18 protein-coding genes and 1 pseudogene are annotated in these 14,087 nt (G+C 58.7%); 11 read left to right on the forward strand and 8 right to left on the reverse strand.

Annotated features, from left to right (window positions below; all coding sequences use genetic code 11):
- Nucleotides 1–195: 195 nt before the first annotated feature.
- The gene (locus tag R5H29_RS20480; protein ID WP_021201833.1) at nucleotides 196–459 is read right to left on the reverse strand and encodes a heavy-metal-associated domain-containing protein; all 264 of its coding nucleotides are present in this window, start codon (nucleotides 457–459) and stop codon (nucleotides 196–198) included.
- A gap of 294 nt (nucleotides 460–753) precedes the next feature.
- Between R5H29_RS20480 and R5H29_RS20485 the strand changes: the two genes are divergently transcribed.
- From R5H29_RS20485 to R5H29_RS20505, 5 genes are all read left to right on the forward strand, one after another.
- Nucleotides 754–1,047, forward strand: a complete 294-nt coding sequence (locus R5H29_RS20485; protein WP_223224794.1) for a BPSL0761 family protein — start codon at nucleotides 754–756, stop codon at nucleotides 1,045–1,047.
- Nucleotides 1,048–1,049: 2 nt separating this feature from the next.
- Nucleotides 1,050–1,991, forward strand: a complete 942-nt coding sequence (locus R5H29_RS20490) for an SseB family protein (protein WP_049401588.1) — start codon at nucleotides 1,050–1,052, stop codon at nucleotides 1,989–1,991.
- 175 nt (nucleotides 1,992–2,166) lie between these two features.
- Entirely contained in the window at nucleotides 2,167–2,796 is a 630-nt protein-coding gene (locus tag R5H29_RS20495) for a hypothetical protein (protein WP_136191796.1), read from the forward strand.
- An 88-nt stretch (nucleotides 2,797–2,884) separates the two neighbouring features.
- Nucleotides 2,885–3,316, forward strand: a complete 432-nt coding sequence (locus tag R5H29_RS20500) for an NIF family HAD-type phosphatase (protein WP_031269101.1) — start codon at nucleotides 2,885–2,887, stop codon at nucleotides 3,314–3,316.
- A 1,269-nt stretch (nucleotides 3,317–4,585) separates the two neighbouring features.
- On the forward strand, nucleotides 4,586–5,044 hold the full coding sequence (locus tag R5H29_RS20505) for a cyclin-dependent kinase inhibitor 3 family protein (RefSeq protein ID WP_021201830.1): 459 nt from the start codon (nucleotides 4,586–4,588) through the stop codon (nucleotides 5,042–5,044).
- Between the two features lie 314 nt (nucleotides 5,045–5,358).
- On the opposite strand, the gene R5H29_RS20510 is transcribed toward R5H29_RS20505, so the two are convergent.
- The 3 genes from R5H29_RS20510 to R5H29_RS20515 all read right to left on the reverse strand — a co-directional run bounded on the left by R5H29_RS20510 (nucleotide 5,359) and on the right by R5H29_RS20515 (nucleotide 7,500).
- Entirely contained in the window at nucleotides 5,359–6,033 is a 675-nt protein-coding gene (locus tag R5H29_RS20510; protein WP_005413401.1) for a helix-turn-helix domain-containing protein, read from the reverse strand.
- A gap of 242 nt (nucleotides 6,034–6,275) precedes the next feature.
- Nucleotides 6,276–6,860 carry a DUF6988 family protein gene (locus R5H29_RS23025; RefSeq protein WP_407073562.1) on the reverse strand — a complete coding sequence of 195 codons (585 nt, stop codon included), beginning with the start codon at nucleotides 6,858–6,860 and terminating at the stop codon, nucleotides 6,276–6,278.
- Between the two features lie 379 nt (nucleotides 6,861–7,239).
- A complete protein-coding gene (locus R5H29_RS20515; RefSeq protein ID WP_049401600.1) occupies nucleotides 7,240–7,500 on the reverse strand; it encodes a hypothetical protein in 261 nt (86 codons plus the stop codon).
- 61 nt (nucleotides 7,501–7,561) lie between these two features.
- Between R5H29_RS20515 and R5H29_RS20520 the strand changes: the two genes are divergently transcribed.
- Nucleotides 7,562–8,176: a hypothetical protein gene (locus R5H29_RS20520; protein ID WP_033835133.1), complete on the forward strand. Its 615-nt coding sequence runs from the start codon at nucleotides 7,562–7,564 to the stop codon at nucleotides 8,174–8,176.
- An 896-nt stretch (nucleotides 8,177–9,072) separates the two neighbouring features.
- On the opposite strand, the gene R5H29_RS20525 is transcribed toward R5H29_RS20520, so the two are convergent.
- Nucleotides 9,073–9,522, reverse strand: coding sequence for a hypothetical protein (locus R5H29_RS20525; protein WP_141653545.1), 450 nt, complete (start codon nucleotides 9,520–9,522; stop codon nucleotides 9,073–9,075).
- A gap of 538 nt (nucleotides 9,523–10,060) precedes the next feature.
- Here R5H29_RS20525 and R5H29_RS20530 point away from each other — a divergent pair.
- Entirely contained in the window at nucleotides 10,061–10,837 is a 777-nt protein-coding gene (locus tag R5H29_RS20530) for a hypothetical protein (protein ID WP_032966761.1), read from the forward strand.
- Here R5H29_RS20530 and R5H29_RS23030 read toward each other — a convergent pair.
- From R5H29_RS23030 to R5H29_RS20540, 3 genes and pseudogenes are all read right to left on the reverse strand, one after another.
- The gene (locus R5H29_RS23030; protein WP_349675278.1) at nucleotides 10,834–11,241 is read right to left on the reverse strand and encodes an HNH endonuclease; all 408 of its coding nucleotides are present in this window, start codon (nucleotides 11,239–11,241) and stop codon (nucleotides 10,834–10,836) included. The genes R5H29_RS20530 and R5H29_RS23030 overlap by 4 nt on opposite strands.
- 172 nt (nucleotides 11,242–11,413) lie before the next feature.
- Nucleotides 11,414–11,596, reverse strand: a pseudogene (locus R5H29_RS20535) (hypothetical protein); the annotation flags it as partial.
- A gap of 218 nt (nucleotides 11,597–11,814) precedes the next feature.
- Nucleotides 11,815–12,246: a DUF3693 domain-containing protein gene (locus R5H29_RS20540; protein WP_332329738.1), complete on the reverse strand. Its 432-nt coding sequence runs from the start codon at nucleotides 12,244–12,246 to the stop codon at nucleotides 11,815–11,817.
- A 136-nt stretch (nucleotides 12,247–12,382) separates the two neighbouring features.
- Here R5H29_RS20540 and R5H29_RS20545 point away from each other — a divergent pair, with 136 nt between their 5' ends.
- Genes R5H29_RS20545 through R5H29_RS20560 form a run of 4 tightly spaced genes read left to right on the forward strand, consistent with a single transcriptional unit; the run spans nucleotide 12,383 to nucleotide 14,076 of the window.
- On the forward strand, nucleotides 12,383–12,607 hold the full coding sequence (locus R5H29_RS20545; RefSeq protein ID WP_332329739.1) for a hypothetical protein: 225 nt from the start codon (nucleotides 12,383–12,385) through the stop codon (nucleotides 12,605–12,607).
- Nucleotides 12,604–12,780 carry a hypothetical protein gene (locus tag R5H29_RS20550; RefSeq protein WP_164171563.1) on the forward strand — a complete coding sequence of 59 codons (177 nt, stop codon included), beginning with the start codon at nucleotides 12,604–12,606 and terminating at the stop codon, nucleotides 12,778–12,780. The genes R5H29_RS20545 and R5H29_RS20550 overlap by 4 nt, the downstream gene beginning before the upstream one ends.
- Nucleotides 12,770–13,825: a replication initiation factor domain-containing protein gene (locus R5H29_RS20555; RefSeq protein WP_332329740.1), complete on the forward strand. Its 1,056-nt coding sequence runs from the start codon at nucleotides 12,770–12,772 to the stop codon at nucleotides 13,823–13,825. The genes R5H29_RS20550 and R5H29_RS20555 overlap by 11 nt, the downstream gene beginning before the upstream one ends.
- Nucleotides 13,807–14,076 carry a single-stranded DNA-binding protein gene (locus tag R5H29_RS20560; RefSeq protein ID WP_332329741.1) on the forward strand — a complete coding sequence of 90 codons (270 nt, stop codon included), beginning with the start codon at nucleotides 13,807–13,809 and terminating at the stop codon, nucleotides 14,074–14,076. Before R5H29_RS20555 ends, R5H29_RS20560 begins: the two co-directional genes overlap by 19 nt.
- Nucleotides 14,077–14,087: the final 11 nt, after the last annotated feature.

The following is a 14,087-nucleotide window of genomic DNA, read 5'->3' on the forward strand; positions in this document are numbered from 1 at the left end:
GCCATGCCAGTCGGGCACGAGAACGGGGTCGCCGCCATCGCCTCAGCAGCCTCACCATGACAGCTCCCGCACGCCCGAAGCAGCGCCTGCGGACGCTGGGCAGATCAGGGCAGGGGACGTGCGAGCTCTCATGATGGCCAGTCTAGCCCTCTTGGGGCCGACTGTCATTGATCAGGATCAAGCCCTCGCGCGGACTCAGCGGTGGCATCCGCCGCAGCAGGAGGATGCGACGGCCGGGGCGGCCGGCGTACCAGCCTCAGAAGGGAGCACCGCAGCGATCACATAGCCTTGCCGCTGGATAGCCTCAACCGCCTGTTCTACGGCAAGCAGGCCCTCGATCTTGACCACGCCACTGCCCAGATCGACGTCCACCTGGGCGTGGGGGTCAAGGGCCTGAATGGCTTGGGTGACCGTTCGGACACAGTGACCACAGGTCATACCTTCAACAACGAGATTCATGGACAACCCTCCAAAAGCATCGGCGGTTTGCCGACGGCGTGACGATGAGCCTTCCCACGGTGGGAAGGTCAAACGACAGGCAAGTTGAGTGGTAATCCGTCCCGCGTTGTTGACCTTCCCATCATGGGAAGGCTCAGGCTACCTGCTCGTTCCTATTGGCCCTCACTCCATGGACATAACGCTCACTTATGCGAATTAAGTTATTGATTATATTACATTAATACAGGAATCGCAAGGTCTGTAGTTGCACCGTGCCCTGGCCGGCCACAAACGCGATAAGCTAAGCATTCCTTAGTGCTAGTCATTCTTGATGTCATGACGATGCCATCTGAGCGCACCCGCAATGTGCTGCAGGCGGGCGCGTTCCTCAGGCAGCTAGCGGCCAGCCAAGCCGTGCCTAAAGAGGTGCGGCAAGAGGCATATCGACTGCTGCGGCACTATCCAACCGTCAGCGACATCGAGGCGATTGCTGAGCACGAAGAGCGGCTGCGAGCGCTGACCCAGTCGGCCTTCGTACGACCCTACCTGAGCAGCGAGATCGAGGCGGATTGGTTCTCCGGGTACCCGCTTGGCCCTCATCGCATCTGACCATGAAGCAACCGAGCAGGCCGCGTGGAAGAGGGACTACGTCTGCGGAGACAGCGCTGGAGGCTTCCTTTGAACGGGCCCGCGACAGTGCGGCCGAGGAACGCGCATTCTTCAAGCGACTGATGGATGCGATCGTGTACGTGCATGCGCCCATCTCGGACGACGCGCAGACACTGCGGCTGGTCCAGTTCCGCCATCCTGACGGTTTCGATGCGATCCCTTTCTTTACCTCGCTCGACAAGGCGCAGGCGGCCAGCTCGTCTGCTGTCAGAATTCTGGGAGTTTCAGGCCGTGAGCTGCTAACCGGTACTCGCGGCGCGACGTTGATGCTCAATCCCAACTACGGCGGCGTTGTCCTGTACCCGGAAGAGGTTGCGACATTGTTGGATACGGGCTTTCTGGCCAGGGTGGAACGTCTGGCGCCGGCGGAGTTCGCGGTGAGACCTGCCCAGGCCGCGCCGGCTTGGCTCGCTCCGGCCATCAGCGGCAGCCTTGAGCACGCCGACTTCGTCTCGTCGGCCTATCTCCTGGAAACTCACTCGTCAGGGGGCGTCGAACAGCCTCCCGGTCTGTTGATCTGGCTGGTGGTGGACCTGGCTTTCGCCGAGCGGGCGGCTCGTCTGGTGACCACCGCCATACAGCCCTTATGCTCAGATTTGGACGTCATCATCGACTTGGCGGTCCACGACGTATCGCTGCCTTTGCCGGCGGGCTTGGATGATCCCCAGATCCTGCCCATATTTTTTCACGAGAATCAAGCCAACTTGAGCACAGCTCATCGGCCTATGAGCCCTGAAGATAAGCTACTAGCACTCCTTCCGGGATTGACCGAGGAAGAGAAGGAACGGCGGACCCGCGAGGGTATGGCCGACGTCGACGCTGGACGTACGATCCCGCACGAGGAACTACTGCAATGGATCAGGCGACGGTCAGAGCCTTCTTGAAGGTTTCCGTTGGGTCAGGAGCGTGGAAACTCTTGAATCCAATATTCAAGAAGGGCACGCGTGCCTGAGCAGTACTCCAGGAATGCCTGTGTCACGCGGCTTCTGGTTCAATCAAGCCTAGGTCTGTAATCCACGAACTGCCTGACGTCGAGGGGTGTTTCCTCGTTGAATCATGGTGTTAGAGACGATTCGGCTGTTTTTCTCACGAATCCCTGCCGACCTTCTTGAAAAACTGAACCAGACCTACCCAAACGCTTCCGTAAGGCAGGTGGTGAGAGGGCAGGTTAAGCACATCAGGGATAGCAATCCCAAGGAGATAGAAGCGCTACGACAGGAGGCCAACGATCAACTTCCTACTATCGCCGAGCTAAAGAGGGTCAGTGCGGTTGATCCAGAGTTCCGGATGGAAAACAGCTTCTTTGGGCCCAAGCCAGTCATCACCGCCCGCATCATCAACCGCTCAACACTGCCATTGAGCGAAGCGAGCTGGAATGCGGCGCTGTACATCAATGGCGATGTACAGCCTGTAGCCACGTCGAAGGTGCGCAGCGATTTCCGTTCCATCGAAGGCCTCAAGCCCGAACACCATGTTACGGCTCGATTCACTGTCGGATTCGTCAAGGGCGATAAGGCCTGGACCACCTTGGCGATTCGTCAAGCTACATCCACACGCGTCGAGCTGGAGATGATCCCTGAGACAGCAATGGACTTTACGGACAAAGCCTATCTAAGTGCCGATCTTCAGAAGCGCATTGATTTCCTTGAGAACCAACTCAAGCAAGCGAGCGAGTTCGAAGATGTCTGATGCTACCAAGCCCCGCCGGCGGATCACCCTCCGGCGGGGCTTGGTAGCGGTACCGACGTTCACCCCCGCCAAAGAGGACCATTACACAATGCGCCCGTCCATCCTCGCCTTGGACTTAGAAGGAACGCTGATTTCCAACGCTGTAAGCCAGATCCCGCGCCCGGGCCTCTACGAATTTCTGGAGTCGGCAAAGTCGCTCTTTGAGGGTCTAGTCATCTTCACCACAGTTCCGGAGCCTAGATTTCGCGAGATTGCCGACCTATTGGCTTGCGAAGGAGCGGCCCCGGGTTGGTTTGCCCGCTTGCCATACATAGACTGGACTGGGCCGACGAAGGATCTTGCCAACGTTTCCCAGCCCATCGGCTCTGCATGGCTACTAGATGATTACGCCCCCTATGTACAACCGGGACAGGAACATTGCTGGGTCCCGGTTCAACTGTTTTGTTCTCCTTACCCCGAGGACGACGCGGGACTGGACGATGCCATCGAGGCAATCCGTAAGCGACTGAACGAGTACTAGAGGGCCATCTCTTGGCCAGCGTCCAATGGGCCACAGGCTCGCCGGTCAACCAAGGTCCAGCGCTTCGTTGGAGAACCGTCGATATAGACCTGGGGGGGCGTTTACCGCGATAGAGTCCTGAGCCCCCTCAAACCATCTCATGGACCCGTGGCAGCTGGTCGGTCTACTCAGACTAGAAGCTAAAGCTGCCAACTGCCGCTAGGTTCCAGCCAGTACGCCATGCCCAGCGGCAGGAAAGTCTCCATTGCAACGTCCAGGATCAACGGCTGACGCCAACCCTGACCAGGCAAGAAGCAAAAATCCTTCCGGGCGAGGGTTCCAGCTTGCTCGCGTCCAGCTAACCAGATGCATCTGCGTTTTATCTCGCGATCAAGTGCTCGCCTCGCGGCATGCTCATCCAAACCGCTTTGTATGAACTCCGAGGCAGAATTTCGCATGCTCGCCCACAGCACGTAGCGCTTACGCCCCAAGCTGAGCGCATTCCATTCAGGCGATCCAATCGACTGAAGCCCGTCGCCTAGCTTCGGGTCCAACCGATGCTTCCGCAGAAGGTTTGCCAAGTACGCTCGAGCTTCGGTGGATGCCAGTGAAATTCCGAGATTCCGCCTCGCACTGGGCGTGCACTCAGCCGCCCACTGGGTGAGCGACCGGGTCAATGCCGACTCAAGGTTCAAGTCACTGCGAGACCACGGAGATTTGTAGGACCAAGCCAGGGGCTCATACAGAGATCTTGCGGCAAGCCGAGAACATTCGACTGGTTCGCGATGGAGGACGCGCAGCGTCGCAAGCGTGTCAAGTGCCTGCGAGGCCAACCCCTCAGCAGCTACCGGCGAACTAGCCGTTCTTGAGCGCTCTAGCGCGCACCACGCGCACGCAAGAAAGGGACCTATTGAACGAACGAAATTGTCCAGTTCTGGCCAGGGCGCGATGAGGGTCGGTTGGCTAACGACATAGGCCACACAGCCCTCAAATCGCGATACCAGTTGTCAGGATATCAACCTGCCCACAGACTGTCTATCTGACTTTCCGATATTGACCCTTAGGTGTTCTCTCCAGTTCAACGATATCTGAACATCCGATATCCTAGCCGTGCAGCGAATGAGCGGGGAGCGCCCCGGCGCACGACGCAGAACGTTACCGCATGTTGGGAGAGCCGAAATGATGCGCACCAGCGCTAGCCACCCGTTACTGATTGCAGAGTTGCCTGTTGGAGCCCATGGAGGCGGCATAGGGGTGACATTTGCGCCAGGCAAGTACCAGGAAGTCGCCATGACTGGAGCATGGGCGAGAGACCTAGATGTGGACGTCTCGGCTATTCAGGACTGGGGTGCCACTCACCTAGTCACCTTGCTTGAGCCTTGGGAGCTCAAGGACCTTCGAATCGAGAGCTTACCGGCGATAGTGGCGGGGAAGGGCATCTCTTGGCATGGACTGCCAATCACTGATGGAGCCGCACCAGACGACAGACTCCTCAAAGATTGGCTACAGCTAAGTGCTGAGCTCGTCGCTGACATGCTGAGCGGTCAAAGGATCGTGGTCCACTGCAAGGGGGGGTTGGGACGCGCGGGAACGGTCGCTGCCATGCTTTTGCTGCAGTCTGGCGAGGCCAAGCGGGCATCGGATGCCATCCACATGGTGCGGCATGCCAGGCCAGGCGCAATCGAAACGATTGCTCAAGAGGAGTTCCTAGAGTACTGGGCGCAGAGCCTTCACCCGGGCGGAGCTTGACCACTCAGGTGCGCAGTCAGGAACTCAAGGACGAGTTGCCTGTGGATCCAGAACTCGAGGGCTTCTTAGGTCTGGATCCAGAAATCGACGGCGTCTCCATAGTGGATCTTCGCGAGGGTTCAGGGCACATCAAAAATTCGCTGCCTCGAAAGCTAAGAACCTTGCTGTCGCACGAATCAGGGTCTTGTGCTGGGGCCGGACCAGCGCTATCGCTGACTAAGGCAGGGCAACCTCCAGGGACTGTACTGCGACGGCGCGATCAATAGACATCTGTCAGATGTATCGCCACCACTATCGATCTAATGAATGCTGACTCAGCCGATGCGTGCTGCCTTAGGAGTTACGATCTGACTGCACTCGTGGCCGAGGCGAAACGCCACGACGTACAGGACCGTGGCATCCATCGGCATACCTGAGCCCATCCGAATGACGACCTTACGCTGACCGTGCGACAGTGATACTCCCAGTTCCCGCAGGACCTCAATGCGCTGCTGCAGCCCGTCGTAGATGTCTAGCTTGTCGACTTCTGAATACAGGTCTTGGCAGTCGCGATACTCACGGTAGTAGTCGACCAGTGCAGCAAACTCGCTCGCCGCCTCGCGCGACAGCTCGAAAGCCGGTTCGGACAGATCCATGTCGCACGAAACGATCAGGCTGGCCAGCTCGCGCCCAGCAGCAAGCGGGGACACCGCCAGGGTGATGTAGTCGCGCTCAAACTGCGCTTGCGCCGCCTGCAGTTCCTCGTCTGTCGGCAGCGAGAAAGGCTTGTTGAGTGCATCGATGTCATTGAAATCGAAGGCGCGCGCCAGTGCGCGACGGGTGTCGAAACTGGCCGAGTCACCCTGCTCAACCCGCTGAACTGTTCGCACGTTCAGGCCCGAGATCTCGGCCAATTGTTCTTGCGACCAATGACGCAACTGGCGGAACTGGCGAATGCAGGCGCCAACCTCAGCAGCGGTAAGCAGGCGAGGCGGGGTCTTGGTGGTCATAGAAGATAACTCCGGAGGGGTAGGGAGCCCAGATTAGGAGGGTGCCGAACTTGGAAACATGACAGTCGCCCGACAGGCCCCCGACACAGATCAACTGCCAGGACTTGCCCCAACGAGAAATCCGGGGCAACTGCTTATGCGCCCGTGATGTTCTCCCCGTGCCCCCAGAGGGGGGCGAGGCCCAACTGCCTAGTCACTCACCACAGACCCCACCCTAGACGCGCAGGCGATCCGGGACAGCTCTATGGCGAGGGCTGATGGGGGGTCAATGGCTCCAACTCTGGCAAAACACCCCCAAATTGATGATGCAGTGCATTCATCCATGCCAGAACTGGTTCGCCTGGCCACAGGTGCGCCAGATTCAGAAGGGTTAGCATGGCAAGCGCATTGCTGTTCATGGCCACCCCCGCCAGAAGCGCGCCCGGGTAGCCATTTAACTGCCTTGCCAAGGGGTGAATCCCGGCATGGAGATAGGAGTTCAAGCCGACATAAAGGCATTGTCTGGCTCTGCCCAACAACTGTGATGCTCCTCGGGGCCCAGAGGACTCAAGCTTTACGAGCATGTCCTGAACGCCAGGGAGCCTCTTTGCCGCTTGCTGACTCTCCAGAGTCAGGGGCGCAAGAAGCTTCTCGATGTCGGTGTCGGTAGCTGCATAACATGCCCAGGTTGCACGCACGAGGGCCTCATACTGGGACCGGACCAGCGAGATTGCTGACTGGGGCAGAGTAGCGATCAGGGACTGTACTGCCACGGCGTGATCAAGGGACATCTGGCAAAGTGCCGCCACCGCCGTCGATCTTCGGTCACGTCCATGCTCTATCTCCATCCAAGCGGCTCGAATTTCACCCAAGAGCTCTAAGGAGCCCTCCAGCACAGACGCCCGATCCTGGTCAGCCGATTGAGGCACAAGTCATCCTAGAATCGTGATCTGCAGGCAAGAGTAACGGCTCGTCCATCGGGCAAAGCCCTCAGTTGGCCGGCTGGGCTGCAGCATCTGTTAGCCGGTAATCTCTGCATTGCATCATCCGTGCATCAGCAATTTCTGCGTTGCGTCAGTCGCAAGTCAAATTTTTCTGCAATGGACCGTCTTGCACTGAAATTTTATTCCTCAAAAGCTGAAATCTCTGCAATGGCACCCTAAGAATGTCTGCGATGAACAGCGTTCTGGTCCGCGCGCGATTGCTTCCTATATTGCAACCATACGCTCAGCCAGCCAACCGCCGGGATCCATGATCGCGCGAGCGGACGATCCCGGTCGCAAATGGCTGGCTGCCGTCACTCTCGTGGCTTTGAGCGATCAAGGGGAGCAGTCTGGCCCACGTGTCGAACAGAAGCCTTGGATCTTGGTGGATCAGAAGCGAAACCCGCAGCGCATCTTCCATCGCCTTGAGGTAGCCGCGGCGTATCTCAAGTGCGTTCTCGCAAGCATTGGGGCGACCAAGAATTTGTGTGATCGCGGAGGCCATAGCAGTCTGGACAGGAGGGGAGGGGAAGGCGATAGTCTGCAAACGTCTAGACGATCCCGCAATGAGCATCCTCAACGTTCTCCTCACTCGTGACCACCTCGTCGTCGCAGCGGATACCCTGGCAGAGGATGCTCTCACAGGGGCGTATTCCGCGGGGGCAAAGCTGCTGCTGATCCCTCAGCACAACGTAGTGCTTGCTGCGCGCGGGTCTACGCAATTCTTCCTCCGCATCTACGAGCTTGCACTGCAGGCCAGCTTCCGCGCAGATTTCACAATAGAACAGCTATCTGCCGAGCTAGGGCTGGTGGTGGACCAACTCTGGCCGAACTTTGAGAAAGCGGTTAGCGAAGCGGGATTGCCGATCGAGCAACTCGGGACCGAGTTGGTGCTTGGTGGATGGTCGTTGAAGAACGGCCGGATGATGGCCACGGCGTATGCGAAGAGTGACAGCCGGCGCCCTTGCGTTGTCCAGCCGATCGGGGGGCAGATGGCGTCGCCGGGCGAACCGCTCCAGGCCGCGACCCCTAGCATGGCCCAGGTGGATCTGCTGGCCCATGCGCGTCTCCAGGTCAGCTACCTCAATGGGCAATTGGGCCGGAAAGTAGCAGGAGGTCGACTGCTAGTTGGGTTTCTGCAGAAGGGGCAAGCCCTGCTCAAGGATCTAGGAGAGATCTAGGTCGCGGGAGTCAAATACGCTAGGGGCTGAAATCGAAGTTCAGGTCTGGCCCTAAGGCAGAAGGCCAAAGCAGACCAAGGTCGTCCGTGGATTTGGGATGTTTATCGAGGGCAGGGTGGATGTCCGCTTCTGGCCGGAAGCGGACATTGGGCGGCGACCGGCCCGGTGATGGCATCCGCCTTCGACCCAAAGCGGGCATCGTTCTCGACACACCTGAGTTGATCCGTACTCCAAAGCCTGTTTCCGCTACCCCTTGTAGTGCTCGACGTAGAGCCCCAAAGCTGCCAACGACGCATACACGGCGGACCCAGCGTTGGTCGCGTACAAGGCAAAGGGAACCGGAGGATCGCAGGGAACTGTTGCGATGAACCACGGAGCTGAGCTCGTCAAGCTCGTCCTAGGTGATGTGAGGAATCCTAGCTCCCTACGCATACCTAGCGCCTCGCGGACGTACGCCTTGTTCCAGCCGCCAGTCTTGCACGAGACCCCAAGAAGTAACTCCGTAAATGCGGGATAGCGACGGGTCTTAATCGGACGATATACACCGACGTCAATCTCGTGACGGTCAGCCGCTTTGACCACCGTCGTGCCTTTCCAGCTATGGCTTAGTGTGGTGACCTGCACTGAAATCCTAATCTCGAGCTTCTCAGTAGACGTAGATCCACTGATGTAATCGTGATCCGGATGGTTTGCTTTGCATGGAGATCCTCCAAACGTCAGGACGCCTGCCATCTTGGGGATACACGTGAGCTTGTAGCCCGCACTATCGATGATTCGCAGAAGCCTAAGCAGCACCCGAAGTTCGTAAGCCTTTCCTTGCGCGTAGGGAGACCCGCTCGCCTTAGCACGCGAAATGGCTGCTTTCACAGCGTTGAGGATTGCTAACTTACTGATCGTCACAGTCGCGGTCCTCGTGGCGCGTGTTCCTCGCGAGGGTCGTCCGGTGGCAGATATCGAGCGATATAGGCCTCAAGATCTGCCTGCTCGTGATCCGTCAAACGCTGGGGTGATACAGTTGGTAGATGTGACCGGATTGAGCGAACTCGGCGACCTTCTGGTGTCTCAACAGTGTAATGAACGTCCTCCAGTCCGGTGAGACCTTCGACCAGCTTCCCGATCTCACCCAAGGTTTGCGAGAGGGCGTCTTGGGTCGTCACAGGTCTAAAATCGAGAACCGCCGCAAGTGCGGCTGCAGCTTGTGCATTCGTGTCGTCCTCGTAATCAGACATCGCCTGAACAATCGCGGAGCGAAGCGATCTAACAATTTGTGGATCAAGCTCAGACGCAAGGGCTAGCGCCTTCCCTATCTCCCTAATTACCTCTTCACCACCTTGATCTTCTGCCATTCACAACTCCACAGCTGTAGACATTAACGGGCCGCGCGGGATGAACCGCCCGGATTCTCTAAATTCAATTGCCGAAGGTTGCCGTTGGCAATGTTCCTTAAGAGTAAGGCACAGTGCGGTTTGGTTCCATAAGCGGATCGCGCTGGCTGTATCCCGAAGTGTGCGATGACGCCGAAGCTGGATAGTGTCGCTGAATTGGACCATCAGGCACTTAGGTCTGAGCCCTGATACAGATTGATGATATGACTCCAAGTCGCGTACGGGCTGCGAAGAGCACCGGCTACTTTGGTCCGCTTCTGACCGAAAGCGGACATTCGTTTAACCAAGGGTGAAGGAAACTTTTAGGGCCAGGATGGACTTCAACTCTCTCGTTCGCTCGCTTCTATCCGATGCGAAGATGCGCCGTAACAAGCCTCTGCGAGACTAGTGCGCGAGCCAGGTCGCTGACATTGCTCCATGGCCTATGACGTGCCCCGCACCCGCTGGTCAAATGGAACCGCCCTCGGCACCATGGGCACGACCATCTAAGGAGTTCTTCATGCTCTACCAAGATAAGTACGTCGCCTTCATCGACATGCTCGGGTTCTCCGCACTTGTCCAAGAGTCGGCAGCCGACATGAGCAAGCTTGATGAAATAGCAGAGGCCATCGACAGACTAAAGAACACAGCGTGCTGCAACCCAGCAACAGGACTTTTGTTCACTTACTTCAGCGACTGCATCGTCATATCAAGCAGCCGCTCTCCTGCTGGCCTTGCCGACATCCTGAGCTGCATCAGAATGTTGGCCGAGAACCTGCTAGTGGTTGATATATTGATACGTGGAGGGCTCACAGTTGGAAGCATTCATCATGATTCTCAGATGATCTTCGGACCGGCGATGCTGGACGCCTATCGCATGGAATGTAAGGAAGCACGCAATCCCATGGTGCTCGTGAGCGAAGAGGTGCGATCGGATGCTCGCGCTGCGGGGTTAAGCAACCTGTTGACGTGGGATGACGAAGAGCCAGACCGCCACTATGTCCACTATCTGATCTCGTACAGCGCTTATGACTCTAATCCAAGGGCGGGCGTCGTGATTCTCGATAGCCAGGCCGCTCTCATCCGGCATTTCATCGCCAAGAGGCTGCTAGGCGCTCCGGGTAAGATCCTGGATAAAGCCGAGTGGATGGAACGATATTGGAACGAGAAGGTGGCGACAGGTGGAATTCTCGGACGTGTTGACAGGGTCGCAGACCTTGTTAGGCCCAATGCGCGACCATTTCGCAGCAGACTCGCCGTTCTAGCACCGCAACCGGGCGCCACTAGTGTGGACTAGCGAATCAGGCAAGCAGCTGCCGATTCCTTGCAAAGATTCAATTCAATTGGCCATACGGAAGCACGTGCAATCCCTGATGGCAGTCGGGACCACCATCTCCCCATTGCCAGCCGCGTCTGAACCAGCGCCCGGAACGCTTCAGCGGAAGGGGCTGGTCCCTTCCGCTGGTGCCTCCCCTGGTTGCACCGGCTATGCGCGGCCACCACGTTCCCGGACACGTCTCTGCCCCCGTCCTGTTGGGCCACCAGGTGCTCGGCGGTGCATTGAAAGGCTCGGGCCTTACTGGCCTTCAGCCCGAGCTCTGAGGGTGCAGTGAGCCACATCGGCAGGCCGCAATAGAAGCAACGGCCCGATTGGGCGTAGAAGGCAGAAGTGCGAAGGGATCTGCGGCGTTTGGCGGTCATGGATGGCTCCGGAATCGAAGGATTCCCGTGCCCCCATTGGGTGGACCTCGGGCACCCGGAGCCTATTGGCTATGCGGGCACAACACCGGCGCTTTATAGCGACTGGCTAAGGCGTTATAGCTCAGCGCTTGAGCCGCTACAAGGCCCAGATGCCGACCAGAACGGGAGGGAGTCACCGACGCCCAGTTAAGGTCAAAGCTTGGTCAGGGGGCGAGCGACGCGCTTGAGCAGGTGGAGCGGGGCGTGGCGCGTCACCCAGGGAAGTCGCGGTGTTGTAGTCCTGCTCAACCCGCTGAACTGTTCGCACGTTCAGGCCCGAGATCTCGTCTAATTGTTCTTGCGACCAATGTCGCGACTGGCGGAACTGGGAAGTGCAGGCGACAAGCTCTGACCGATCAGGTGCGCAGTTGGGAACTCAAGGGCGAGCTGGATGTGGAGCCAGAAATCGAGGGCGTCTTAGGTGCGGATCCAGGAATCAAGGGCATCTTTGGGGGAGATCTGGAAATCGCGGGCGTCCTTGTGGGGAAATACGGGCGGACAGCTGTGGGATCTGGGGCGTTTCCGTTGTGGCAGTCACCAGAGGCTCAGCCATTGCCATGCGGAACCAACAAAAGCCCAGATTCGGTGGATACTGGATTTCGCATAATGTATATCGTGCAAGGCATTACCAGCCTGCGGCATAGCCTGCACATCACGGGGCAGGGCGGTACCCACGAAGAGGCATAGCGCCATGGCCACCGTGGCGAGTTTCTGCGCAATTCGGCGCCACGCGGCCTTTTCGTCCTCGGAATTGCTCCGCTCAGCCATCACGACAGCCGACCACATTTCCGGGCTGTCACCAATGTCCACCGCCATCCGCTCGATGTAGTGGATTTCCGCGTTTTTCCCTTGTTTCCAGAGGGAAACGGTCGCCCGGGACACGCCCAATGCCAGCGCACCAGCGTTGTCGCTCTGGATCTTCTGCACGTGCTTCCACCGGCAGAACAGGTCGTAGCTGGCGCTCATTGTCGATACCTACTTGACAGGGGTGTACAGGGGTACTTTACAGTTCGCCCCGGTGTCGAGGAATCCTTGACACTCCCGCCACCGGCACCCCAAGGCCGCTGGCGGGTTCTCTTGGGGCTTGGGGCAGGGGGTTGGGATGATCGATTCGTTCATTGCCTTCGTGCTGCTGGCGGCCATCGTGGCCGTTTCGATTGGTGGCGCCAAACTCGTTTCGTGGTGGCTCGACCGGCGCGGGGAGTCTGCCCGTCGCAGTGCACGCGAAGCGGCCATCGTCGCCCAGGCGCGGGTCGAACTTGCCGCCACGGACTGGACCGCTCAGGACGAAGAGTTCTACCAGCGCCACAGGGGGCGTGCGGCATGAGCAGATTCCCCTCGTTCGCCGAGCTTGCCGAGTTCGATATGGGCCTTGCGGGCTGCGCCGCGCTCATCGCCGTTTGGCTGGGACTGGCATTGCTCTCCATCGTGATCGAGCAGGCATGGCTGGGGCTTCGCCGCCTGTGGAAGCTCGGCAAGGAGCGATCCGATGGCCGTTGATCGCGCTCGCTTCAGGATGGCTGTAGAGGGCGGGGCAGGGGGCTTTTCCCCGCTTTCGCCCGGTGAAAAGGGGCAGTGGGCGGCGGCGGAGATTGGCCCGGGGAGTAACACGGGCCAAAAGGGTCAGCAAGACGCAATCATCGACTACCTGACCATTGTGGTCCCGCTCTCCGCCCTTGAAGAAGTGAACTGTAAGAAGCTGGACCTCTTGCTGTTCCGCATCTTCGGCTTCCGTGGCGAAGTCGTTGCCGGTGCGATCCGCGAGAAGAACTGGAACTTCTACGAGCAGTCGGCGGTGCTGATCGACCGGGAAAATGAGGTTGTTGGCCGTGTCGGTATCGGGGGCAAGAAAAGCACCGTGTGCCTGAGCCTGACCGGCATGGGCTGCAAGTGGATTCGTGACTGGGCCCGCGTCTACAAGCAGTGCGCCATGTTGGACGCGAAGATTACCCGCGTTGACTGCGCGCACGACGACTACGAAGGCGAACGCCTGGACGTTCATGCGCTCCGCGAGGTTGCCGCTCAGGGCGGCTTTACCGAGGGCGGTTGCCCCCCGCGTCATCGCTTCATTTCCGATGAAGGCCACAACACCGGCTGCACGCTGTACGTCGGTGGCAAAGGCCACAAGGAACTGTGCGTGTATGAAAAGGGCAAGGCCGAAGGCCTCCCGTCCTCGCGCTGGGTGCGTGCGGAAGTGCGCCTGTACGGCAAGCACATGGAAATCCCGCTGGATGTGCTGTTGAACCCCGGCGCATACCTGCGCGGTTCGTACAGTGCTTTGCAGGACCTCATCAAGGGCGTGTGCACTCGGCTGCGCACGATCCGCAAGCACGTCGAAGTTTCCGCCGAGGCAATGGTGCTCTGGATGGAGCGTCAGGTAGGCCCGGCCCTCAGTGTTCTGCATGGAGCGTTCGGTGATTCGTTCACCGACTTCCTGCTGGCCCGCGTCGTCCGTGACGGTCACCCCGGACGTTTTCGCGGCATTTCCAAGGGTGAACCACTCCATCGCTATGTGAGAGAAGAACTATGCCTATCTGCCGCGTGAAGTCCGCTGCCGTCGAAGAACGGCACAACAGCAAGACCAACACCATCAATCGTTCGCAGACCGTTGGCCTCGACCTGGGCAACGGTTTCGAACTGCCTTTCCGTGTCGGCCTCGGCTCGCGCCCACCGTACACCCCGGGTGAGTACGACATCGACCCGCAGTCCTTCGCACTGAGCCAGTACGGTGATCTGGTGCTGAAGCGCTACGTCGACCTGATTCCTCTGTCGGCCAAGCCCGCAGCCAAGGTCTAAACCATGTCCGA

The sequence above is a fragment of the Stenotrophomonas sp. A3_2 genome (assembly GCF_036624925.1).
GTDB classification, from domain to species: Bacteria; Pseudomonadota; Gammaproteobacteria; order Xanthomonadales; family Xanthomonadaceae; genus Stenotrophomonas; species Stenotrophomonas hibiscicola.

Coding starts and splice junctions, on each gene's coding strand:
- R5H29_RS20480 (WP_021201833.1), bottom strand. CDS start 459: ATGAATCTCGTTGTTGAAGGTATGACCTGTGGTCACTGTGTCCGAACG.
- R5H29_RS20490 (WP_049401588.1), top strand. CDS start 1,050: ATGAAGCAACCGAGCAGGCCGCGTGGAAGAGGGACTACGTCTGCGGAG.
- R5H29_RS20500 (WP_031269101.1), top strand. CDS start 2,885: ATGCGCCCGTCCATCCTCGCCTTGGACTTAGAAGGAACGCTGATTTCC.
- R5H29_RS20505 (WP_021201830.1), top strand. CDS start 4,586: ATGACTGGAGCATGGGCGAGAGACCTAGATGTGGACGTCTCGGCTATT.
- R5H29_RS20510 (WP_005413401.1), bottom strand. CDS start 6,033: ATGACCACCAAGACCCCGCCTCGCCTGCTTACCGCTGCTGAGGTTGGC.
- R5H29_RS23025 (WP_407073562.1), bottom strand. CDS start 6,860: ATGGAGATAGAGCATGGACGTGACCGAAGATCGACGGCGGTGGCGGCA.
- R5H29_RS20515 (WP_049401600.1), bottom strand. CDS start 7,500: ATGGCCTCCGCGATCACACAAATTCTTGGTCGCCCCAATGCTTGCGAG.
- R5H29_RS20520 (WP_033835133.1), top strand. CDS start 7,562: ATGAGCATCCTCAACGTTCTCCTCACTCGTGACCACCTCGTCGTCGCA.
- R5H29_RS20525 (WP_141653545.1), bottom strand. CDS start 9,522: ATGGCAGAAGATCAAGGTGGTGAAGAGGTAATTAGGGAGATAGGGAAG.
- R5H29_RS20530 (WP_032966761.1), top strand. CDS start 10,061: ATGCTCTACCAAGATAAGTACGTCGCCTTCATCGACATGCTCGGGTTC.
- R5H29_RS23030 (WP_349675278.1), bottom strand. CDS start 11,241: ATGACCGCCAAACGCCGCAGATCCCTTCGCACTTCTGCCTTCTACGCC.
- R5H29_RS20540 (WP_332329738.1), bottom strand. CDS start 12,246: ATGAGCGCCAGCTACGACCTGTTCTGCCGGTGGAAGCACGTGCAGAAG.
- R5H29_RS20545 (WP_332329739.1), top strand. CDS start 12,383: ATGATCGATTCGTTCATTGCCTTCGTGCTGCTGGCGGCCATCGTGGCC.
- R5H29_RS20550 (WP_164171563.1), top strand. CDS start 12,604: ATGAGCAGATTCCCCTCGTTCGCCGAGCTTGCCGAGTTCGATATGGGC.
- R5H29_RS20555 (WP_332329740.1), top strand. CDS start 12,770: ATGGCCGTTGATCGCGCTCGCTTCAGGATGGCTGTAGAGGGCGGGGCA.
- R5H29_RS20560 (WP_332329741.1), top strand. CDS start 13,807: ATGCCTATCTGCCGCGTGAAGTCCGCTGCCGTCGAAGAACGGCACAAC.